The sequence below is a fragment of the Paenibacillus sp. CMAA1364 genome (assembly GCF_054373195.1).
Map to the genome: position 1 here is coordinate 155,752 of NZ_JBITNB010000001.1, position 23,868 is coordinate 179,619.

The 23,868-nt window shown below is 41.1% G+C and carries 25 protein-coding genes; 1 reads left to right on the top strand and 24 read right to left on the bottom strand.

From position 1 onward, the window contains the following. Positions 1-6: 6 nt before the first annotated feature. The 24 genes from ACH8E3_RS00715 to ACH8E3_RS00830 all read right to left on the bottom strand — a co-directional run bounded on the left by ACH8E3_RS00715 (position 7) and on the right by ACH8E3_RS00830 (position 22,763). Entirely contained in the window at positions 7-438 is a 432-nt protein-coding gene (locus ACH8E3_RS00715; RefSeq protein ID WP_458630664.1) for a DUF1801 domain-containing protein, read from the bottom strand. Then, positions 431-943: a nucleotidyltransferase family protein gene (locus ACH8E3_RS00720; protein ID WP_458630892.1), complete on the bottom strand. Its 513-nt coding sequence runs from the start codon at positions 941-943 to the stop codon at positions 431-433. Before ACH8E3_RS00720 ends, ACH8E3_RS00715 begins: the two co-directional genes overlap by 8 nt. A gap of 201 nt (positions 944-1,144) precedes the next feature. Beyond that, a complete protein-coding gene (locus tag ACH8E3_RS00725; RefSeq protein WP_458630665.1) occupies positions 1,145-1,846 on the bottom strand; it encodes a DnaD domain-containing protein in 702 nt (233 codons plus the stop codon). Between the two features lie 21 nt (positions 1,847-1,867). Then, on the bottom strand, positions 1,868-3,163 hold the full coding sequence (gene asnS / locus ACH8E3_RS00730) for an asparagine--tRNA ligase (RefSeq protein ID WP_458630666.1): 1,296 nt from the start codon (positions 3,161-3,163) through the stop codon (positions 1,868-1,870). 43 nt (positions 3,164-3,206) lie between these two features. Then, complete coding sequence (locus ACH8E3_RS00735) at positions 3,207-4,412, bottom strand: acetate kinase (RefSeq protein WP_458630667.1); 1,206 nt, start codon at positions 4,410-4,412, stop codon at positions 3,207-3,209. Continuing rightward, positions 4,409-5,281 carry a 3-hydroxyacyl-CoA dehydrogenase family protein gene (locus ACH8E3_RS00740; protein ID WP_458630668.1) on the bottom strand — a complete coding sequence of 291 codons (873 nt, stop codon included), beginning with the start codon at positions 5,279-5,281 and terminating at the stop codon, positions 4,409-4,411. Before ACH8E3_RS00740 ends, ACH8E3_RS00735 begins: the two co-directional genes overlap by 4 nt. A gap of 136 nt (positions 5,282-5,417) precedes the next feature. Beyond that, positions 5,418-6,920 (bottom strand): AAA family ATPase, encoded by a 1,503-nt coding sequence (locus ACH8E3_RS00745; protein WP_458630669.1) that lies wholly within the window; start codon positions 6,918-6,920, stop codon positions 5,418-5,420. Next, positions 6,913-7,443 (bottom strand): hypothetical protein, encoded by a 531-nt coding sequence (locus ACH8E3_RS00750; RefSeq protein WP_458630670.1) that lies wholly within the window; start codon positions 7,441-7,443, stop codon positions 6,913-6,915. Before ACH8E3_RS00750 ends, ACH8E3_RS00745 begins: the two co-directional genes overlap by 8 nt. A gap of 205 nt (positions 7,444-7,648) precedes the next feature. After that, positions 7,649-8,164 (bottom strand): cell wall elongation regulator TseB-like domain-containing protein, encoded by a 516-nt coding sequence (locus tag ACH8E3_RS00755; protein WP_458630671.1) that lies wholly within the window; start codon positions 8,162-8,164, stop codon positions 7,649-7,651. 48 nt (positions 8,165-8,212) lie between these two features. Further along, positions 8,213-9,523 (bottom strand): amidohydrolase, encoded by a 1,311-nt coding sequence (locus ACH8E3_RS00760; RefSeq protein WP_458630672.1) that lies wholly within the window; start codon positions 9,521-9,523, stop codon positions 8,213-8,215. Continuing rightward, the gene (locus ACH8E3_RS00765; protein ID WP_458630673.1) at positions 9,489-10,163 is read right to left on the bottom strand and encodes a redox-sensing transcriptional repressor Rex; all 675 of its coding nucleotides are present in this window, start codon (positions 10,161-10,163) and stop codon (positions 9,489-9,491) included. The genes ACH8E3_RS00760 and ACH8E3_RS00765 overlap by 35 nt, the downstream gene beginning before the upstream one ends. A 34-nt stretch (positions 10,164-10,197) precedes the next feature. Next, the gene (gene dinG, locus ACH8E3_RS00770; RefSeq protein WP_458630674.1) at positions 10,198-13,059 is read right to left on the bottom strand and encodes an ATP-dependent DNA helicase DinG; all 2,862 of its coding nucleotides are present in this window, start codon (positions 13,057-13,059) and stop codon (positions 10,198-10,200) included. Positions 13,060-13,204: 145 nt separating this feature from the next. Next, positions 13,205-13,825 (bottom strand): tetratricopeptide repeat protein, encoded by a 621-nt coding sequence (locus ACH8E3_RS00775; RefSeq protein ID WP_458630675.1) that lies wholly within the window; start codon positions 13,823-13,825, stop codon positions 13,205-13,207. Between the two features lie 137 nt (positions 13,826-13,962). Beyond that, positions 13,963-14,346 (bottom strand): aspartate 1-decarboxylase, encoded by a 384-nt coding sequence (gene panD, locus ACH8E3_RS00780; protein ID WP_458630676.1) that lies wholly within the window; start codon positions 14,344-14,346, stop codon positions 13,963-13,965. Further along, positions 14,339-15,235, bottom strand: a complete 897-nt coding sequence (panC, locus tag ACH8E3_RS00785; RefSeq protein WP_458630677.1) for a pantoate--beta-alanine ligase — start codon at positions 15,233-15,235, stop codon at positions 14,339-14,341. The genes panD and panC overlap by 8 nt, the downstream gene beginning before the upstream one ends. Then, positions 15,232-16,104 (bottom strand): 3-methyl-2-oxobutanoate hydroxymethyltransferase, encoded by an 873-nt coding sequence (gene panB, locus ACH8E3_RS00790; protein ID WP_458630678.1) that lies wholly within the window; start codon positions 16,102-16,104, stop codon positions 15,232-15,234. The genes panC and panB overlap by 4 nt, the downstream gene beginning before the upstream one ends. A gap of 249 nt (positions 16,105-16,353) precedes the next feature. Then, a complete protein-coding gene (locus ACH8E3_RS00795) occupies positions 16,354-17,325 on the bottom strand; it encodes a biotin--[acetyl-CoA-carboxylase] ligase (protein ID WP_458630679.1) in 972 nt (323 codons plus the stop codon). Further along, a complete protein-coding gene (locus ACH8E3_RS00800; RefSeq protein WP_458630893.1) occupies positions 17,315-18,604 on the bottom strand; it encodes a CCA tRNA nucleotidyltransferase in 1,290 nt (429 codons plus the stop codon). Before ACH8E3_RS00800 ends, ACH8E3_RS00795 begins: the two co-directional genes overlap by 11 nt. A 20-nt stretch (positions 18,605-18,624) precedes the next feature. Beyond that, positions 18,625-19,797 carry an N-acetyl-alpha-D-glucosaminyl L-malate synthase BshA gene (bshA, locus tag ACH8E3_RS00805; RefSeq protein WP_458630680.1) on the bottom strand — a complete coding sequence of 391 codons (1,173 nt, stop codon included), beginning with the start codon at positions 19,795-19,797 and terminating at the stop codon, positions 18,625-18,627. 92 nt (positions 19,798-19,889) lie between these two features. After that, the gene (gene bshB1 / locus ACH8E3_RS00810) at positions 19,890-20,582 is read right to left on the bottom strand and encodes a bacillithiol biosynthesis deacetylase BshB1 (RefSeq protein ID WP_458630681.1); all 693 of its coding nucleotides are present in this window, start codon (positions 20,580-20,582) and stop codon (positions 19,890-19,892) included. Further along, positions 20,579-21,004 (bottom strand): methylglyoxal synthase, encoded by a 426-nt coding sequence (gene mgsA, locus ACH8E3_RS00815; RefSeq protein WP_458630682.1) that lies wholly within the window; start codon positions 21,002-21,004, stop codon positions 20,579-20,581. The genes bshB1 and mgsA overlap by 4 nt, the downstream gene beginning before the upstream one ends. Before the next feature lie 15 nt (positions 21,005-21,019). After that, complete coding sequence (gene dapB, locus ACH8E3_RS00820) at positions 21,020-21,823, bottom strand: 4-hydroxy-tetrahydrodipicolinate reductase (RefSeq protein ID WP_458630683.1); 804 nt, start codon at positions 21,821-21,823, stop codon at positions 21,020-21,022. A 20-nt stretch (positions 21,824-21,843) separates the two neighbouring features. After that, a complete protein-coding gene (locus tag ACH8E3_RS00825) occupies positions 21,844-22,383 on the bottom strand; it encodes a tetratricopeptide repeat protein (RefSeq protein ID WP_458630684.1) in 540 nt (179 codons plus the stop codon). Between the two features lie 50 nt (positions 22,384-22,433). Further along, positions 22,434-22,763 (bottom strand): nucleotide pyrophosphohydrolase, encoded by a 330-nt coding sequence (locus ACH8E3_RS00830; RefSeq protein ID WP_458630685.1) that lies wholly within the window; start codon positions 22,761-22,763, stop codon positions 22,434-22,436. A gap of 183 nt (positions 22,764-22,946) precedes the next feature. Between ACH8E3_RS00830 and ACH8E3_RS00835 the strand changes: the two genes are divergently transcribed. Next, positions 22,947-23,825 carry a YitT family protein gene (locus ACH8E3_RS00835; protein WP_458630686.1) on the top strand — a complete coding sequence of 293 codons (879 nt, stop codon included), beginning with the start codon at positions 22,947-22,949 and terminating at the stop codon, positions 23,823-23,825. Positions 23,826-23,868: the final 43 nt, after the last annotated feature.

Below are 23,868 nucleotides of genomic sequence, written 5' to 3' on the forward strand. Positions count from 1 at the left end.
CTTTCTTTAATGGGTTCTCTCATTAGGATACAATTCTTGCAGAAATTGAACCGATTGTCTAATTAACTCTTTTAATATCATTACGTTGATATCAGCTACCTTATTGATATACACGCAAGCTTTTCCTGCCGTATGTTTCCCGAACTGCTGTAATAATTCATCACGTTTGGAGTCGCCTGTTGCAAAGTATAGACTAATCTTAGCCTTCCGTGGTGAGTATCCAACGAGCGCTGCATCCCCTTCATGACCCGAATCATATTTATAATGATAAGCCCCAAATCCAATGATGCTAGGTCCCCACATTTTTGCTTGAAATCCCGTTGTCTCCGTGAAAATATCTAATAATCGATAAGCATCTTCACGTTTCTTATGATTATCGATGCTCTCAATATATTCAATAACATTGTTATCATTTTCTTTTGTTTTTAATTCATACATATTGGGATTCCCCACCTATTTCTAATTTGGGCCATATTTCTATCCAATTCTTCTCAATCACTCTAGTCTTATAAAAAGAATCATCCTTAAACAGTGGACTTTTTCTCACTCTAAGTTCAAATAAATCCTCTAGACCATAGGGACAAATTACTGAAATACTATTGTCATTTTCCATTCTAAACCCTACTGCGGTAGCTGTCTCTGGCCAATAACTCATAGCATCTTCAACAGATTGGTAAGGCTTAACTCCATTACGAATATGCATCCTCGCTTGATTCTTAACTGACCATATTAATCTACCTGTAACAAGGTTTAATATTCGTTCATATTCCTTATCTATTTCTTCATCTAATTGATTAGGATTGTAATAAATGATATCAATATCATTTAAAGGTGTTCTGGTTGAATAACCATGTAGGGTATCCCAAATATAGTTACGGACATAACCAGCAGCAACATACCCATCAGGGAGATGTAAAGCTCTGATCACTTTTAGATCTTTCATGATTTCTTCATTATTACTAATTAACGTTATCAAGGTATTCGTATAATTGGACAGCAATATCAATCCTTTGTGTTCATTTAATTGTTCCCCATATTTTAACATAGAGTTATCAGATATTGAAAGAATCACATTGTCCTCACCAACCAAAAAACGCCCCAAGCCATAATCAAGCTTGGGACATTCTCTTCATAACCTATAAACTTAACTTCTCCCACCATTACGGAACTTCTGCGTGTACGCTTTGGCATCTTGGACGTTCTTGACGCGATTGCGACTCCATTCCAGCAAGATACGATCAATATAACGGAAATGAACTTTACCTGCGAATACAGCTTCTTTTAACGCCATTAGAATGAGCTCATCTGGATACTTATCTTGGTCAAGCCATCCCGATATCGTCTCACATTCCATGGGTGATAATGGGCGTCCAAATTCCTTCTCGAAGATCGTGAACATATTACGCTCACCTTCAGGTTCTGATGTGTCTATCAAGGCCTCTTCACGCTGTGCTGCAGCTAGCTTAGCCTTATTCTTTGCATCATTTGCCATACAGATACTTAATTTGTCAAACAAGCCAGATACGTTATACCGTTCGTATTGTATGCCACTGTCTTCATCGATGTCTTCATCGATGCTAAGGAAGCCATTCTTCATCAAGTTCTGCAAAGTCTGCGAAATCGATAGCGTAGATTCTTCAGTTAGCTCTTGTATATCTTCTAAAGTAGGGAATTCCTTCTGCTCCACTTGCTTAAATGTCAACAGGTGCATTAATAATAAGAGTTCATTGTCATTTAATTTCAATCTACGGTAGTAGCGGAATAGAGCATAAGGGAGTACAGCTACACCCGCTCCCATGCTCGCTGAAGCTCCCTCAGCCCATACTTTCCATCCTGAACTTTCCATGAGCTTCACACCACCTTTTACTTAAGGATACAGACGATACAACGTACGTGGGAATGCAATCGTCTCACGAACATGATCTAGGCCACAGATCCAGGCCACCGTACGCTCAAGACCTAGACCGAATCCAGAGTGAGGCACAGAGCCATATTTACGCAGATCCATGTACCATTGGTATGTCTCTAATGATAAGTTATGTTCTTTGAATCGTTCTTCTAGCAATGCCTGATCATCAATACGCTGTGATCCACCAATAATCTCTCCGTAGCCCTCAGGTGCGATCATATCCGCACATAATACCACTTCAGGACGAGTAGGATCTGGCTTCATATAGAATGATTTAATGCCCGCAGGGTAATGTGTAATGAATACAGGCTTATCATAACTCTCAGCGATTGCTGTCTCATGTGGTGCACCGAAATCATCGCCCCAAGGAATCTCGAACCCTTGTCCGTGTAGGAATTCAATCGCTTCATCATAAGTGATACGAGGGAATGGGACTTGGATCTGTTCAAGCTTCGTAACATCACGACCTACCGCTTCCAATTCCGTACGACAATTCTTAAGTACAGATTGAACGACGTGTGTAATGAAGTTCTCTTGCACACATAAGCTTTCTTCATGATCGGTAAACGCCATCTCAGGCTCAATCATCCAGAATTCGATCAAGTGTCGACGTGTCTTGGATTTCTCTGCACGGAACGTAGGTCCGAATGAATATACCTTGCCTAATGCCATCGCAGCTGCTTCCATATACAATTGACCACTTTGCGTTAAATAAGCATCTTCATCAAAGTATTTGGTATGGAACAAGTTCGTTGTTCCTTCCGCAGATGTCGGTGTTAAGATAGGTGGATCTACTAATGTGAAACCATTGGTGTCAAAGAACTCGCGAACTGCACGAATGATCTCCGCACGAATGACTAGAATAGCACGTTGTTTGTTCGAACGAAGCCATAAATGACGGTGATCCATTAAGAAGTCTACACCATGTTCTTTGGGCGTGATCGGATAATTCTCGGTGATATGTATCACTTCAATGCCCGTTACCGTCATTTCATAACCGGAAGCACTTCTAGGCTCTTCACGGATAATACCTGTCACGTACAGAGAACTTTCTTGCGTAAGACTTTTCGCGTCATTCCATACTTCTTCAGACACTTCGCTCTTTACAATGACACCTTGAATATATCCTGAACCATCACGAAGCTGTAGGAATTGTATTTTACCGCTTGAGCGTTTGTTGTTAATCCAGCTTCCGATCGTTACTGTCTCTCCAACATGCTTATTCACATCACGGATCACACTTTTAGTGGACATGCCTAGATCTCTCCCTTATTCACTAATCTTGAATACAACGATGTTATTTCGATCCGTTCACAATACGATACGTATCACGAGCGATAACCAATTCCTCATTCGTTGGAACTACAAGGACCTTCACTTTGGAACTCTCTGTTGAGATTAAGCGTGGTTGACCTGAACGTATCGCATTAAGTGCATCGTCAACATCAACGCCAAGATAAGATAAGTTCTCACATACCTTCTCACGCACGACGGCTGAATTCTCACCAACACCCGCTGTAAATACAATCACATCCACACCATTCATTACAGCGGCATATGCACCAATGTATTTACGTAGACGGTATTCGTACATTTCAAAAGCAAGTGTACAGTTCGGATCACCATTGGCTAAGCCATCTGTGATCTCTCTCATATCGCTACTCACACCCGAGATAGCTAATAATCCACTATGCTTGTTGAGCATGGAGTTCACTTCATTGACAGTTAATTCTTCTTTGTTCATCACAAAGGGTACGATTGCTGGATCAAGATCTCCACTACGCGTTCCCATCATCAATCCCTCAAGAGGTGTCATACCCATCGACGTGTCTACGGAATGCCCACCTTGAACCGCTGTAACGCTACCACCATTACCAATATGACAAGTTATGATCTTCAAATCTTCAATGGGTTGCCCCAGAAACTCAGCTGCTGCCTTACTTACATATTCATGAGAAGTACCATGGAATCCATAGCGACGAACTTTATACTTGTTGTACAGAACTCTTGGGATAGCATACAAATAAGCCTTCTCAGGCATTCCTTGATGGAAGGCAGTATCGAAGACAACGACCATAGGCACACCAGGCATATTCGATTCGGAGGCATTGATCCCCATCATCGCAGCTGGATTATGAAGTGGTGCAAGGTCAATCAGACGACGGATCTCCGACTTCGCGTTACCGTCTACAAGAGCAGATGCCTTGAATGACTCACCCCCGTGAACTACACGGTGTCCAACTGCTTGAATCTCATCAACCGATTTGATCACACCATGCTGTGCATCTGTCAACATGGATAGGACATGACGAATTGCAGTCGTATGCTCAAGAATCTCCCTAACCTCTGTAATTTCCTGTCCACCTGTTGGACTATGCGTCATAATAGATGAATCCATTCCAATTCGTTCAACAAGACCCTTCGCTAGAACAGACTCATCCCTCATGTCGTACAATTGATATTTCAAAGATGAGCTTCCTGCATTAATAACTAATATTTTCATATCCGTTCACCATCCTTATCGTACTTAAAGAATCCTTCGCCTGTTTTGACACCTAGATTACCTGCACGAACCATCTTCTTGAGGATCGTAGACGGGCGATATTTCAACTCTCCGAATTCACGGAACATTCTCTCCAGTGCAGCTTGTACCGAATCTAATCCGAAGCGGTCTGCCATTTCAAGTGGCCCATCTTCGAATTGGTAACCAATCCGCATAGCATCATCGATGTCTTCTGCAGATGCTACACCTTCTTGAAGAACATGTAACGCTTCATTAACTAATAGGCAGAATAATCTTGATGTTACGAATCCCGGGGATTCATATATCATTACACCCTTCTTGCTTACGATTTCTTCAACGAAACGCTTCGTCTCAAGGAATGTAATCTCGGAAGTCTTCAATCCACGAATAATCTCAACAAGGTCAACTTTAGCAACAGGATGAATAAAGTGCATGCCGATGACACGTTCAGGATACATCGTAGAACTGGCTAGTTCCGTTAAGCTTAGCGTAGACGTATTACTTGCTAGGATTATATTATTAGGACACACTTGGTCTAATTGTGAGAACACTATTTTCTTCGCTTCAATATCTTCGTTAATGGTCTCAATGACCATATCACAACTACCAAGCTCAGCGAAATGAACGACTTTATGAATTCTGCTAAGAATCAGCTTCTTCTCCGCTGTCGTAATTCCCCATTTCTCAAGCTGCTTATCGAGATTGGCTTCAATCATATTATAAGAATAATCTAACTTCTCGATATTTTGCTCAACTAATAAGACATCAATACCTTTCGCAGCTAGCATTTCTGCGATTCCTTGTCCCATCGTGCCACCACCGATGACACCTATCTTTTTGAATAACATTCGGTATGCAACTCCCTTTTATCTACTTTATATTCGATAATATACCCTTCTTGTCGAATAATATATTATTCCACTCCAACATCTAATAATATCTTAGCACGGAACAAAAGTAAAAAAAAATAACCAGCATCACTTTTTATGCTGGTAAAAGAGAAGATTCACGGAATAGACATTGAAATTGCTCTCCAGATAGATTCTCCTCTGTAAGAAGAATTTCTAAAGACTGGTCGAAAATATTTCGATGTTGTTCAAGCATATGACGTGTCCGTGCCATGAGTTCTTGTAGTATCGTATTATTCACTTTCATTAACTCTTCTGTCGTAACCATCTTCATGTTAACAATCCCTAATGTGGTTAATCCTGATTTCATCATCGTCTCCACAATATTCAAAGCTTGTTCGAAATCATTCGATGAACCTGTACTTCTACCGCCATAGAATATTTCTTCCGACGCAGCCCCACCAAGTGCAATCATGATTTGCTCTTCTAGGAAAGACTGGGTGTATAGATACTGCTCCTCTTGCGGATTGTGTCGAACATAACCAAGCGCTTGACCGCGCGGACTGAGTGCTACTTGGCTCACACTACCAGGTCGAACGATTTCAGCCATAATGGCATGACCTAATTCATGGATAGCCACTCTCTTCTTCTCTTCTTGAGTGGATTCTCGATCCGTCTTCTCACCCATCATCACTTTGTCAATCGCCATCGATAAATGTCGTTGTTCCATTTCAACTTTATTCTCTCTCATCATATATATGGCGGCTTCATTCATTACACTTTCAAGCTGCGCTCCAGAGAAACCATACGATTCTTGAGCAATCTTATCGAGATTCGTATCCAAAGAGATTGGTTTATTCTTCGCGTATAATTCAAGAATATGCTTGCGTCCCTTCTTATCTGGAAGGTCCACTTGAATATGTCTGTCGAATCGACCCGGTCGAGTTAATGCACTATCCAGCATTTCCTTACGGTTCGTAGCAGCGATAAGTAGAATTCTTGGACTCTCGGAATTATATATCCCATCCATTTCAGTTAATAACTGATTCAATGTTTGATCATACTCACGCTGTTGTCCGCCCTCACGTTTACCACCGATCACATCAATCTCATCGATAAATATGACAGCACTCTTCTTATTTTCTTTCACAGCACGAGTTCTAGCATCACGGAATAAGTCGCGAATTCTTCCTGCACCGACTCCGACATACATCTCAACGAACTCACTTCCAGATGCACCCACAAAGACAGAATCCGTATATTGACTCGCTGCCTTAGCTAGTAACGTCTTCCCTGTTCCTGGAGGACCCGTAAGGAGAATGCCTTTTAAAGGTCGAATACCGAACTTCTGAATTTCTTCGTGTCTGATAAGGAAATCGAGTGCTTCCATCAATTCGCCTTTGGGATGCTCCTGCCCACCAATTTCATCGAATGTAAGCTTACTTGGCATTTTTTTATTACGTTTACGATCGGACATCGTACCCACTGCTATGCCACCACGTTTGTTCGCAAGAAATAATAATCCTGCAATAAGTACCGCACCAATCAATATTGGAATAATATTCAATCCTATAAAAGCAAGAAAGATCAAGAGAATGGGTATAAATCCGATCAATATTTCTTGTGTCCATTTAGGCATTATTCCACACCCCCATTTTTTCTGGTTCACGTGGCAAGATAATAAATTTACTATCGATTCCGTCCGTTAGAGTCACATATACATTCAGATCATCTATTTCCGTAGTCACTTGGATGTTCGTATGTTCTTTCATTCCGTTCAACTTCTCTACAATCTGCGTGTATTGTCTATTCTCCATTGCTTCGGCAACAGGGAACAATGCCTCACTCCAGAACTGTTCTAATGTTTCATTCGAGTGGTCAGCTACATCCAATTTTAAATTCCGATTACCTATAATAGATTTACCTTCCGTTGTCAGTTCTTGAACTAGACCCGATAATTTAGTCCCTGGTTCAACTTGTAACTTCACGATAACGTCTGAACGGTTCATTTCCACTTGGACATGTGTTACCCCTTCATATAATTTAACTATATTCTGTAAGGGATTGTGAAGAGCGACTTGCTGATATCCGAACCATCCACCAAATAAAACAACAGCCGAAATAACTACTGTAAGTGCAACTGGCATCATTCGTATCTTCATATGCTAATCTCCCTTCATATCTCCATATCTACTTCTGATGATTCATAGTATACGAATTCGTATATCACTTCTGACTACATTAGTATATCACATCGTATATACTAGTCTCCTGAAAAATTATGGATTCTTTGAAATATTCATTATAGGATGAACAAATAAAACCAGCGGAATCATTCATTTAGAATGATCCGGCTGGTTTCTTCACTTAACTATTTGGTAATGTAAATTGTTCATCTATCGGTGTGCCATCCGTAAATCGATAGAATCGATAGCGATAGTGATCTACTTCCTTGTAGAACATTTGCCATACAGCAGTTCCATTGAATAGACCAAGTTCTAGATGAACTTTTTTGATCGATTTATCTTCTTTGTTGACAATAGATAACATTTGGTCTTTAGTCATACCATCGACTAACCATTCAGTGTGGATCGCTCCAGGTGTCTCGTCGAGCGCATACTCACTCGTTAAGGGTACCCAGACAATCAGTTGCTTTTCTTCCTGATCCTTACCTTCAATCACCCAGACGACATTATTCCATACAGATTTCGAAGTACGCGTAACTTGAACCAATTCACTATGCTGTTTCGCCGCAACAATAGCCATAGACTCTTGTTTCCATTCATCCGACATAATATATATGTAATACCGAAATAGGCCGAATAGTAATGCTAGAATAATTATAACGCTTAACCATATTAGTCTTTTCTTGTTCTTCTTCAATCCGAACTTCCTTTCTACAGGAATAGGGGTTATCCATTAAGACACAGCTTAACGGCTCAGCAATCCTTCAAAAGCAGACTGCGCTTCATGATGAATACGTTCTTCATCTAAAGTTAAACAATGACCATTCTTCACAACCTGCTGACCATTTACCCATACATGTTCTACATCTTTAGCACTCGCTGAATAGATACAATGAGATATGAAATCCGTGTGTGGTAAGAAATGTGCTTGATCGGTATTAAGCGCTATGAAGTCTGCCTTCATACCCACCGCTAACTTCCCTATAGAATCTAGAAATAATGAACTTGCCCCATATATAGTACCCATTCGAAGTGCTTCCGCAGCAGGTACGGCTGTTGGATCTCCCGAGATCCCTTTATGAATAAGTGCGCTTAATCTCATTTCTTCAAACATATCTAGATTGTTGTTGCTCGCAGGCCCATCGGTCCCAAGGGATACAGGCACACCCGCCTTTAACAGATCGGGTACACGCGCGATTCCACTAGCCAACTTCAAGTTGCTTCCTGGATTATGCGATACACCTACTTGATATTGTGCTAGAATCTGAATCTCTTCATCCGTTAAATGTACACCATGCGCTACAAGCGAAGGTCGTGTAAACATTCCTAATTTCTCCAAGTGTTGAACAGGTCGAAGACCATAGTCTGCCACATTCTGTTCGACTTCACTCTTGGTCTCTGACATATGTGTATGCACAGGAAGATCAAGATCATGTGCCGCCTGTATGAACTTCTCAAAGAATGCTGGTGGACAGGTATAAGGTGCGTGAGGAGACATCATCGTTGTGATTCTTCCTTCGGCTTGTCCATGCCAGTCTTTCGCAAAAGTAATCGCATCATTCAGTTTATGTTGTTGCTCTTCTTGGGTACATAAACCAATGACACCACGGGTAAGCACCCCACGCATACCTGATTCTTGAACAACCTTAGCCACTTGATCCATGTGATCATACATATCTAAGAATGTTGTTGTACCGCCTTTGAGCATTTCTAAGACAGACAGTGAAGTACCCCAATACACATCTTGTGCGGTGAATTTCTCTTCCATTGGCCACATCTTCTCCTGCAACCATACTTGAAGCGCTAGATCATCGCCATAACCTCTTAACAACGACATCGCTGCATGACCATGGGTGTTTACAAGTCCAGGTAAGAATAACAGCTTATTTCCATCTACAATTGGAATATCTTCACTATATTCCGGCTTCTCCTCGCCAATGTACGTAATGAGATCATCCTCTATAACCATATAACCATTCATAACATTCTGTTTATCATTTAGAACAACAAATGTACCATTCTTAATGATCCATTTCTGTCGTTTGTTGTGTTCCATTGTCTGAATCTTCCTTTCCGTTGCTTAAGTAATACGCAAGACTGAGCATATCTGTTGTAAAATCCGCTGCATGTATTCGAACGTTGGCTGGTGATTTTATAACGATTGGGGCGAAGTTCAAGATCGCTTCTATTCCCGCTTCCACCAATGTATCAGCAACCATTTGAGCTTCATGCTCAGGAACGGTAATAATCCCAATTCTAATATGGTGTTTCTTAATCGTATCAGACAATTCTTCCATAGGTTGAACCATTAATGTATTAATACGTGTTCCCACCTTCTGTGGGACAGCATCAAACACAGCTACGATCTTCAGATTCTCTTTCAGATAAGCATTATAATTAGATAACGCTTGCCCTAGATTACCCGCTCCTACAAGCACAACGTTAATTTGTTGGTCTAAATTAAGAATATGTCGTATTTTTTCAATTAAATAAGGCACGTCATATCCAATACCCTTTTTACCGAAATCGCCAAAATAGGCAAGGTCCTTACGGATTTGTGCTGGATTCAGATCTAATTTCTGACCGAGTTCCTGTGAAGAAACGGTACCCACTTCTCTTTTGTATAGCTCTGATAGATATCGTAAATACACAGGTAATCTACGAACAACAGCCTCTGAAATTTTATCAGATTTCATATTTAATCCTCCTATTGGATAACAAATAGATATATTAAGAACGGTCGCCGTCTTCTAACCATTCTGAAATTCTTGGAATCATTTGATTCGTCGGCATATGTTCCATCTTAGGTCCAGGTAATGAATAGAGGAAGTACTTTCCATAATATGAGTCAATTACACGTGTATCATATACAATCACGATCCCCTTATCACTTGCTGTACGAACCAATCTGCCGAACCCCTGTTTGAAACGAATGACCGCTTGGGGAACAGATAGCTTCATGAATGGGTTCTTTTTTTGCTGCTGTAATAACTCACTCTTCGCCTCAACCATCGGATGATTAGGCGGTTGGAATGGCAATCTGACAATCGCTAGACAAGTCAAAGCTTCGCCGGGTATATCTACCCCTTCCCAGAAGCTATTCGTCCCAAGCAGAACAGAGGCACTACTATCTTGGAAGCGACGGACCAACTTACTTCTGCTTCCATTATCAACACCTTGTCCTAGCACGACAATATCTGTTGCAGATAATGCTTTTGTTAACGGTTCATAGACTTGACGAAGCATACGATATGACGTGAACAACACCAACATCCTGCCTTTGGTTATTACGGCTGTTTCTGCAAGCGACTTAACTAACATTTCGACGAATAGTGAATCGCCTACACTTCCCTTTAGGCTCGGGAAATCTCGAGGAATGATTAGCAATGCTTGATCTCGATAACGGAAAGGAGACGGTAATTGAACCGTGACCAAGTTACCTACATCGGCAGCATGCTGTAGCCCCAGATTCTCAATCATGTACTGAAAACTCTTATCAATAGAGAGGGTTGCAGAAGTAAGTATAATACTTTTCTTCTGATCGAAGAACACTTCCTGTAATTGCTTACTCACATCAACAGGAACAGCATACATCTGTATAGATTTACTACGGTAATGACCATTTGCCTCCATCCAGTATACATTTAATGGATCATTTAGTGATATAAAGAAGTGTAGATTCTCCCGTTGGGTTGCTAAATCTTTCACAAGACCACTAATATCTGTAAGAAGGCTCTCTAAACTGGTGTCATCTAGATTCTCTCTAATTTCATTGATCATCTTATCAGAACTGCGAATGACTTCGCCAAGTGTTACATAGATCTGATTCTCGACTTCTTGTAACACTTGCCATTCCTTTGGTTGTTTGGAAGGCTGTAAGCGTAGCACGAATTGCGCCGTATCCCCAGGTGCTGCATCGCTTCTCTCAGGGAGTAAAGCAAATAACATTTCGCTTAACCGATCCCAATGCTCTTTCACTTCAACTAAATCGCCACTCATCCGATCCGTTAAGACAGCCCAATCAGAAGCTTTCTCATCGTTAGAAGAATGTAATTGTTGTCGAAGAGCAGGAAACTGACCATTGCGGTTGTCTTTATAAAGACGAGCTAACGTGTGGATGACATCGAAATACCTCATATGTAATCCTAAATGTTTACCCGCTACTTCTTCCAAATGATGTGCTTCATCGATCACTAGATATTCATAAGCAGGCAATAGTTGATGCCCTGCCTTTACATCCGTGAATAACTTCGAATGATTCGTAATTACGACATCTGCAATACCCGCTTCGTGTTTAGCACGATGGTAATAGCATTTACGGAACCATGGGCATGCACGACCTAGGCAGGAATCCGAATCGCTGGATACGGTCTCCCAAAAGTCTCCACCACGAGCACCTAAATTCAGTTCCTCATCGTCACCTGTTTGTGTCTGTGTTAACCACACGATCATTTGAGCAGCTAAGATCACGTCTTCTTTAGGATTCGCAAAGTCTCTTCTAATTATTTTATGTTCAAATTTTCTCAAACACAAATAATGTTGTCTCCCCTTAAAAATAGCCGCTTTGAAAGGAAAAGGTACCACTTGTGTCAGAAGAGGTATATCTCGTTCTCTTAATTGTTCCTGTAAATTAATTGTATGTGTACTTACCATAACTTTCTGTTCACGCTTCACACTCTGATATATCGAAGGGATTAAGTAACCCAATGATTTCCCGGTTCCCGTACCAGCCTCAATAAGGAGGTGCTTATCATCATCTAAAGCATTCATAACCTCTGTGAACATCATACTTTGGGACTCACGCGCTTCATATTGTGGCATGATGGAGCGAAGTTGATTCTCTATCAGTTCTAGATATTCGGGAAAGTGCATGTTCTTCAGAGGATTCTCATCTGCATCATCTCGAGGCGCAGAAATATCCGTCCAATCCTCCACCGCCAGTGCCAGTTGACGATAGAACGTATGGCTCTCTAGATCCTGTGCAGGTTCCTTTTCTTTCTCTTTACATAATTCATCGAAATACCATGCTAAATCACTATCTTCATCTATGAAAAGTTCGGTAAGTCGCTGTAAGGTAATTAGAGGAAGGCTAATCAATTCATCTATACACTTCAATAATACATGAGCCGTAGCTAATGCATCGCTATCTGCTTGATGAGGTCTTTCATGTAAAATGCCGAAATGTGAAGATACAAGTCCAAGCTGATAAGTCGTTAATGAGGGAAAGCATATTTTAAGGAAATCCATGGTGTCAAGAATACGTCCTGCGTAGGGCATATAACCACATCGATCCAGTGCATTTTGCAAAAAGTTATAATCAAATGCGATATTGTGGCCAACCAAAACAATGTCGTCTAATAGAGGAACTAACTCCATCATCATGTCTTCTAAAGAAGGAGCATGCTCAACGTCACTATTGGTTATTCCAGTTAAATTCGTTATAAAAGAAGGAATCGGAATCCCTGGATTCACAAAAGATCCATATACTTGGGAAATCGAATGATCATCCTCAATGATAGCAAGTCCGACTTGAATTATCTCATCGGCAGCTTGATTGCCTGTCGTTTCAAAATCCAAAACTGCAAATTTCATGTTCTATTATTCCCTTTCGAAACAGTCTCTTTTACAGCATAACAGAAGTATCATATTTATTCATTATTTTAAGAGTCAAAAAAAAGATGCTTTGTCGCTTGCGCTTCATAAGCATCGTCATCTTCCTGCTTCCAAGTAACAACATTTAAATAAGTTGATCCCCGTATTGAAGTTGCCCACAATTGTCATTACATACTTGTTGATTTACTAATGAGTCAGCAAAAGATGGATCATGGTGTAACGCCAATGCGAAGTATTCCTGCGCTTTGACCATATCTGTAAGTTTAACCTGAATGCAACCTAATGCGTTATAGATGATTGCTCTCATCTTATGATGATCCGCCAAAGGAAGAATAGATTGGAAATGCGTATGTGCTTCGGCGGTTTCCTCTAGATGAAGATGCGCCATCGCAACATACATTCTTGCAAGCAAGCTGTTAGGAAAATCCCTAATAATATGGTTGAACTGTGCAATGGATTGTGGATACATCATTAACTTGAAATAACCTAGACCTTTGATAAATTCGTGTAATTCCATTTCAGGTGTTGTCCCTAATGAGGATAGTGGCTGAATTAATGTACATTCTCTGAACACACCCATCTTATCCTCAAATGTAAGCCATTCCTCAATAATGCCATCACTCATCGCTTTTAGCATATCCCAGTTCTGAAGCAAATGTTGTTTCTGACTTTCTTGTGCTGTTGGGTAATGCTTGACAATCTCCTCTAACATGTCGTTCATCTCAGCGAATACATGTTGAAACATGATCTGCATCCCACCTTTAACAATCATGATATTAGTGCGATTGAATTATAAGATTCACATCTAACATTATTTTTTGTAGAAGGGGTCCTTTTCATGCGCTCATCCCATACATTACATCTTATGTCTTTTATCGTGTCCTACATCACTGTTGCATGTACTTCCTTATCCGCTAAATGAACAGGCTTGTTGTTCTCATCTACAAAGACTACCGTTGGTTTATGTGAATTCAATTCCTCCGATGACAATAAACCGTAAGAAATGATGATGACGACATCTCCAGGAGATACTAAACGAGCGGCCGCCCCATTCAGGCAGATGACGCCACTATCACGGGGACCTGGAATCACATACGTCTCCAGACGAGCGCCGTTATTGTTATTGACTATCTGCACCTTTTCATTCACAAGCAAATCAGCAGCTTCCATTAAATTCTCATCTATGGTAATACTTCCAACATAATTTAGATTAGCTTCCGTAACAGTTGCACGGTGTATTTTGGATTTCATTATATGTCTAAACAAGAGAGAGCGCCTCCTTTGGCATGAACAAGCTATTATCAATCAACCGCGTATTCCCAAATTTCACTGCTACAGCCAGAATAACTTGCGTTTCAACGTCAACAACTACATCACGATCTTCTAACGGTGTCATTTGAGGAAAAGATAATACCTGGACATAATCTATATTCGCGAGCGGCGATGTGTTGATGATGCTCATTAGCTTCTCACGGACTTGCGATACAGTTAGAGGCTGACTTCGCATTAATTGTTCGAATACTTCACGCAACGAGCGCGAGATCACCAAGGACTGATTGCGTTCTTCTGGTGTGAGATTTACGTTTCTTGAGCTAAGTGCCAGACCGTCTTGCTCACGTATGATAGGACAAGCAACGATCTCCACATTCATATTCAAATCCAACACCATTTGTTGCAGAACAGCAACCTGTTGGGCATCTTTCATTCCAAAGAATGCATAATGGGGTTGTACAATATTCATTAACTTGCTAACCACTGTGGTTACACCGTCGAAATGACCTGGACGAGATGCCCCGCACAGTACCTTTGTTCTATCAGCAACCATCACTTTGGTCTGTGTAGCTTGTGGATACATTTCGTTAACTGAGGGTATAAATACAATGTCGACACCATGCTGCTTCGCAATCATCACATCTTGCTCTTCATTCCGAGGATAGCTCTCATAATCTTCACCAGGCCCGAATTGGATAGGGTTGACAAAGATACTTACGACCACTACATCACTCATCTCCCGAGCGCGAGTCATTAGGCTAGCATGCCCTTCATGTAAATAACCCATCGTGGGCACGAGCCCTATTGTACATTTCCCTTCGTTCCTATATTTATATGGTGCTAATTCTTGTCTTAATTGTTGGATGCTTCTAATGACTATCATGACTTCTCCACCTTTGTTGTACCATTCCCATATAGCGTGTCCAGCACATGATCATCCGCTAAGAAGACATGCTCTTCGGAAGGAAAGGAACGTTCTTTGACTTCTTTCACATATTCCCCTAAACCTTCACGAATTAATGATCCAATATCGCCATAAGTTTTGACAAATCGTTTGTTTCGGTATGGTGATGCATACTGGAAAATATCATGAAACACAAGGACTTGTCCATCACAATATCGTCCTGCGCCAATACCAATCGTGGGGATACTTAATTCCTTTGAAATGGCTTCTGCCACTTGCTCCGTCACTAATTCCAGCACAATACCGAATGCACCTGCAGCCTCCAAGGCTTTCGCTTCGTTCATCAATCGCTCAGCATCCTGAGGATCTTTCCCTTGAATTCGATATCCACCAATCTGATTGACAGACTGAGGTGTAAGACCAATATGGCCTAACACGGGCACACCTGACTTCACTATAAGTTCAACGGTTGGGCATATTTCGATTCCGCCCTCCATTTTGACAGCATGCGCATGACCTTCTTGCATTAACTGTCTTACGCCACGAAGTGTATCATCGATACTTCCGTGATATGTCATGAACGGCATGTCCGCTACGATAAATGTGTTCTCGGCACCGCGTGCCACGCTACGTGTATGATACACCATGTCTTCTAGCGTGACAGGGATTGTCGAATTATATCCAAGAACTACATTGCCTAGTGAATCCCCTACCAGAATGATATCTACATCCGATTCATCTGTTATTTTAGCTGTAGGATAATCATAAGCAGTGACCATCGTTAAGGGAATCCCTTGTTCTTTCATTTTTTTCATTTTGACAATATTAAGAATTGATTTAGTTGACATATACATGCACTCCTATCTTCTTATCATAACAAAAAAACCTTTTAGTATTTCCACTAAAAAGGTCCGATAATCAAAAAAGAGTCACTTTCGATCGTCCCTTCTGTCTCGGTCCTTTCGGCTCAGAGCAGAATCCAACGTACTCAGATATTTAATGAAATCATTAATATTCATACCGTAGTTCATCACAAGTGCGGTTCGATTAACCGATACCGCCTTCAACAATTATACCAAAAAGATTTTCAAATAACACTATTTAAGTTTGACATCTCCAGATATAACTGGAATAATCTCGCCATTTCCAAAATCGACCAAAAGCGCTCCGCTAGGATCTAATCCGATGACCACTCCATCGCGTATGCCTTGTTGCGTATGGACCACAACCTCTTGTTGTTGACTATTGGATAAGGCTTCCCATAACGAAGCGATGGGCTGAAACCCTTCTTGTTGATACAGATTATATAGCATCTCGAATTCTTCCAACACTGCAGCTATCAATGAATTACGGTCTATTGGCTTACCACACTCAATCATTAAGGATGTTGCAATATCTTGTAATTCCTTCGGATAATCAGTATCATTCACATTCACACTGATACCTATCCCCGCAATACAATATCGAACGGTCTCATCTTCCACTACAGATTCCAATAATATACCACACACTTTACGCTTGTTATATAGGATATCATTAGGCCACTTCAGCTCAACCTTTAATCCCGTTACGCGTCTAATCGCTCTACATACCGCCACGCCTGTGAGTAGTGTTAATTGTGAAGTATACTTCAATGACTGTTGTGGGCGTAGAATAAGACTCATCCATATGCCCTTTCCGCGGGGAGAGAACCACTTGCGCCCCATTCTACCCTTACCACCAGTCTGCTCCTCAGAGATAATTAAGGTCCCCTCAGATGCCCCAAGTTCCGCTCTTGTTCGAGCTTCCTCTTGTGTTGATACTGTTGTTTCTAAAATGTCCACCGTGTGACCCATTGTCCTTGTTAATAATGCATTCTTTAACGTGAGCAGGTCAAGTGAGTCTGGCTTCGCAATAATGCGATATCCCTTTTTGGGTACGGCTTCAAATACATATCCTACATCCCTAAGCTTATTAATCTGTTTCCAGACAGCTGTTCGACTGATCGATAACCGTTGACTGATCTCTTCACCCGAAATAAACGCCTCAGAATTCTCTTGTAAAATATCCAGTAGAGTCTCATTCACCATGAATGGTATTCACCCGCTTCAATTCATCAATTATGCTCTCTTTCTCATTCGCAACAATCCCTGCTGATACAACTAATAACAAGTGTTTGAGCATCTCTGTAAGCCAAGGTCCACCTGGACGATCTAATATCTTCATGACCTCATTGCCACTAATATTCAATTCTTTTACTTGATGGATCCGCATAAGGCTCGTCCACAATTGGACGATATCCAAAGATTGTTCATCAAGAGTTCTACTACTCGAAGGGAGCACGTTCTGCATTGTGATCCACCCCATAACCGTTGTGATATTAAAAGTTAGAACCAACCCTATCCATAATAACCGCTGTGCTTCATCAGATAATTTGATCGTCAGATCAGGGAATAGAAATTCATTTCTTATTTGTTCATCTAATCGTAGCAGACTACATATGGCTTCTTTATCTTGATTGCTAAATGTCCACTGTCTTAATAAAGTTGTCGCTTCACTTGAGGTGTATCGCCCAGCATATAGAAGTAATCCCCATCGAATGTTAGTACTCTCTGGATTCAGACCATGCAACCCACATAGCATTTCTCGATCAAATCGAGAACACGGCACAGGAACCTTGGCGAACTCGATAAGATGGCTCCGACGAATGAATTCAAGTCCACGAAGTGGATTATGACCGCTCATGATCTTCTCCAGCTCCACACGAATTCGTTCCAAAGCGATATATTGTAAGTTCGTTCGCCTTGTTAATAGCCCCTCCCAAGTTGACTTGGTAATGGTATATTCGAATACAGATGCGAATCGAATACAACGAACCATCCGAAGTGCATCCTCATTGAACCGTTCGAGCGGGTCACCTACGGCACGAATAAGACCTTTGTTCGTATCCATCCGACCACCATATGGGTCTATATACGTACCATCGACAGCTCTTGCGATCGCATTCATCGTGAAATCTCGACGTTTCAAATCCTCACGAATATCTGCCACATACGACACAACTTCAGGTCTACGATGATTAATATACGTACCTTCAACACGGTATGTAGTGACTTCAAAGGGGTGACCTTCCATCATAACTGTCACGGTGCCATGTTGTATACCTGTGGGTATCGTATGGGGAAATATATTCATCACTTCTTCTGGCTTAGCAGAAGTGGTAATATCCATATCCGAAATAGAGCGCCCCATGAGTTCATCTCTTACACAGCCACCAACCCAGAACGCTTCAAATCCTTGTTCTAGTAATGTTCTTAGAAGAATCTCGCTTTGTTTCGCCATCCCCTGCTCTGCATGCTTCCATATCACCAATGATACCAACCTCCATACTATCCACAAACCCCACTGACATGATCCATATTCGGGTACTCTCGACCGAGAACACGATAATAGATTTCCTCATATTTCTTCATGATCAACTCATCACAGAAATCTTCTTGTGCACGTCTCATACAGGCATCTTTGAACCTCTGATTCAATGCCGTATTGGATAATAATTGAATACAATAGTCTGCCATTTGCTTCACTTCTCCAATAGGTGCTAAGAAGCCCGTCTCCCCATGAACCACAAGTTCTGGTATACCGCCCGCTTCAGACCCTACGGTAGGAACGCCACAAGCCATTGCTTCTAACGCCACCAAGCCAAAACTCTCTTTAGAAGATGGAAGTAGCAGAACATCCGCTAAGGATATCACATGTGCAATCTCATCTTGTTTACCAAGGAAGTGAACGCTATCTGTTAGTCCTAACTCTTTGATCTTACATTGAACCTTAGGCAGATCTGGACCTTCACCTACTAATAAGAGCTTAGAAGGAATCACCTCATGCACTTGAGCAAATATATCGATAACATCCATGACACGTTTCACTGGACGGAAGTTAGATATATGCATCAAGATCTTCTCATCCGGTTGCGCGAAATCCCCTCTTAAACTTCCTGTATCCCGTGGGTAATATACCCGTTTATCCACGAAATTGTATGTCAAGTCAATATCTCTGGTGATATCTAAGACCTCTCTTGTTTCACGAATCAAGTCTTTCGATACGGCCGTTACGGCATCACTTTCATTGATCGCAAGACGGATTAGATCTTTTAATGTTTCATCTTGCGCTAACACTGTTATGTCCGTGCCATGAAGGGTTGTGACTACTTTTAATTGATCCCCCACCATTTGCTTTGCTAGAAATGCACACACTGCATGTGGCACAGCATAATGAACATGAAGTATGTCTAGATCCTGCATTTTAGCTACTTGTGCCATTTTGGTAGCTAGCGATAAATCATTGGGTGGATATTTAAAAACATAATAATCTGTCACTTCAACTTCGTGGTAGAATATATTCTTCTGAAATGTCGTTCCTAATCGAAAAGGAATACTATGTGTAATGAAGTGTACCTGATGCCCTTTCTCAGCTAGTATCTTTCCTAGTTCAGTAGCAACCACACCAGATCCACCTAGTGATGGGTAACATGTAATTCCAATCTTTAAAGGTCTGTTCATGATTAGCATCTCCTTCCATTCTATACTCACAACCTCATCTAATGCATGGCAGGAGTTCCTAATTAAGACAACAACCATTCTTTACGGAACGATTAGAATCGTTCCACCAAGAATGGTGTTTTTACTGCAAATCCTTCCGCGTAGGAGACAAGTCTACGTTGACCTACCAGTCGATCACGAGACGTCACCCGTTCAATATATCCTTGATTCAGAGGCGTATCTATCGTGTCATCTGTTGATTTTTCAAATTGAGATCGATAGCACGAAAGTGCCAATTCTTTCACTTCATGGTGTTCCGTAATATCTACCATTAAATCGACAGGACCTAGATCATTAATGAAATAATAGAATGTCTGTTGTACATTTACAACCGGTAGTCCTGGTAAGTATCGTCGTAGCTTCGCATTAAAGACAGCTTCGTCCACTAATTGACTACAAGCGACATGATCTGGATGTCTATCTTCCCAATATGGAGCAAATACCATACGTGGAGCATGCCTTCTTATTTCCGCTGTGATGGCTTCAATATTTGCAGGCGTCATCATTAACCCTCGGTCGGGCAATCCCAGATTGCTACGCGAACTCAATTTCAGTACCTGACTCGCTTCATCGGCCTCTTGCTGTCGACTCTCCACTGTACCATTGGAAGACATCTCCGCATACGTAAGATCACATATACCAACACGCAAGCCCGCCTCTACATGCTTAAGTATCGTCCCTGCCATCCCGATCTCTGCGTCATCCGCATGCGCTCCAAACACTAGAATATCGAGTGGTTCTATCATAGATCGTCACTACTAGGCTTGTACTTATGTACGAGATCACGCCACGCGAAATCACCACGATCAAGAGCCTTCACAAGAATCTCAGCAGTAGCAATGTTCGTAGCTAAAGGTATTCCTTGCACATCGCAAAGTCTCAAAAGTGCATTAATATCTGGTTCATGGGGTTGTGCCATCAGTGGATCTCTTAAGAAAATAATAAGATCCATCTCATTCTGGGCAACCATCGCACCAATCTGTTGGTCACCGCCCAAAGGACCCGACATAAATCGATGAATATTCAGATTCGTATTCTGCATAATTTGTAACCCCGTTGTACCTGTTGAGAACAATTCTTGACCTTCAAAAACATGTTCGTATGCGATCACGAAGTTAACCATCTCTTCTTTTTTGCGATCATGTGCTATAAATGCAATCTTCATCATGTCTATCCCCCATCATTAGTCAATAAATTCCTCAAAACCATATACTAATCCAGTGTACTCCAGCACTTTCTGGATCCCAACTTTCACCCCAGGCATATAAGCTGCACGTTCGTATGAATCATGACGAATTTTCAGTGTTTGACCGAATCCACCCATAATCACTTCCTGTTGGGCAAAGATACCAGGCAATCGAACGCTATGGATTCGAAATCCATTGTAATAACCCCCACGCGCTCCTTCAATCGTCTCCGTCTCTTGCGGATTACCTTGACGAAGCTCATTTCGATTCTCAACAATCATTTCTGCTGTTTTAATTGCAGTACCTGAAGGTGCATCCAATTTCTGATCGCCATGATATTCGATAATCTCCAAATGAGGGAAGTATTTACTCGCTTGTGCTGCGAACTTCATCATTAATATCGCGCCAATAGAGAAATTGGGTGCAATTAATCCGCCAATCTCTTTCTCTTGACATAGCTTGTCCAGTTCCTTGATCTCATCCGGTGTAAATCCAGTCGTACCAATAACCGGTCTCACAGCATGCTTAATCGCAATTAATGTATTCATATAAGCAGATTGTGGCGTTGTGAAATCAACCATGACATCTGGCTTAAGCTCCGCGAACGCCGTTTCAATATCCGATGTAACCATTATTCCACTAGCAGGCAATCCTACCAAGCTAGCAGCATCTATATCACCTGCAGAACGATCTATCGCCGCAACCAATTCTAGATCTTGATCTTCCAACACTAATTTCACCACTTCTTTACCCATTCGACCACCTGCACCAACAACGGCTACTCTAATTGGAACTGACATTGGATTAACCCCTCATTTCTTTATCCTATTGTAGAATCATTTATATAATCTTTAAACTTCTTTTTAAGTTGTACTAATAGTTGATCCAACCCTGGATCTGCAGGTAGGAGAAACAACCCTTCTTTGAGCGTTGAAATGGCACTTACATACTCATTCAACTCGCTATATGCTAATGCTAACCATACATAAGCTTCACCATATAATGGGTCGAGTTCAATCGCTTCTTTGAGCGAACTTACCATGTTATATAATTCAACAACAGTTGGACTTTGCAATTGTTCCATCTGTTTCTTGGTCTCTTGGACAAGATACATGGCTTTAAGATGCTGTAAATACAGCGTATAGATCGTATTGTGTGGGTCGAGTTGAAGAGCCCTTTTTGCATATTCAATTCCTTTATGGATCCGGTTATTACGTGCATATGTGATTGAACACTTGTAATAGATCTCTGCATCCAACGGATATAAGGCTATGGCTTCTTCAAAAAGACGGATCGCTTCTATGAAATCATTCTGCAATATAGAACGGTATGCCTTTTGAATATAATCTTCGGAATTCATATGCTGATCACACCTTCAAACAGGTTTTATACAACATATGAGATACTTACCTAATTGGTGTTCTTTTTAGTCCACCGATCAGCATCTCGCGTATTGAATTTATGCATGACGGAATCATGCGCTTTGGTCAGATCAATATCTAATGAATTCGCGAAGCACATCGTTATAAAAAGGATATCCCCTAATTCTAATTCGATTGAATTATGTTCTTCGCTAGGCTTCTTCGGTTTCTCACCAAATTCATGATTCACCTCTCGGGCTAATTCGCCAACTTCCTCTGACATCCTTGCAAGCATCGACAGCGGACTGAAATACCCCTCTTCAAATTGCGAAATATAGCTATGGACCTCTTGTTGCATTTGCGCTAATGTTTTCTCCATATTTTACACTTCACCCCTTTATTACAGACACACAGAACCAACCATTTTCTAGTTATATATTTTACTCTAAAAGAGTTATTAAAGCTATTTTGAATTCAATACTTTATATTTGACGAAACAAGGTATACTAATCATGACATCATCATACGTCTTCATCCAATGTCAGAATCTGTGAGGGATATTATGAACTTATTCAACATAAACAAACAATTGAAATTAATTATACCTATTATTCTAGGTACCTCGATCTATGCATTTGGTCTTCTATACTTCATCATTCCTAACCAACTCATGGAAGGCGGAATAACGGGAATAACCATATTACTGCATTATATCTTTGGCATTCAACCATCTTTATCCACATTCATCTTGAATATCCCACTATTTATATTGGGATGGATCATATTAGGGAGAAAGCAGATCTTATATACAGGAATCGGTATATTGTCTTTAACATTTTTCCTATGGTTTTTTGAGAATCTGATTCAGGGTGGGATGATTACCCCATTCGTCACGCAATATGATTATATTCTTGCTTCACTATATGCCGGTGTAACCTTAGGAGCGGGACTTGGGATTGTGTTCAGGTTCGGAGGAACAACTGGGGGATCGGATATCATTGCAAGAATCTGCAATCGTAAGTTCGGTTGGAGCATGGGGCGAATTATCTTAGCATTAGATGTTATCATTATAGGGGCTTCTATCTTTTTTATTCCAATTGAGAAAATATTGTACACCTTCGTGACCGTATATATCGCATCTAGAGTGATTGACTTCATTCAAGAAGGTGCTTATGCCGCCAAAGCATTCACTATCATCAGCGATCATGCCCCTGATATTGCCGATCTTATCACGCAAGAGATGGACAGAGGTGTCACACTCATCCCCGCCATTGGTGCGTATTCCAAACAAGCTAAATATATGGTCTATTGTGTCGTGTCCAGACAAGAAATTAGAAGGCTTACTCTCATTGTGAAATCGATTGATCCACGAGCCTTTATCATCATTAATGATGTCCATGATGTACACGGTGAAGGATTCCGTGAAGAGCATTCTAAATAAAAGAGTAATCTAAGCAACCTCATGTCCGGTTGCTTAGATTACT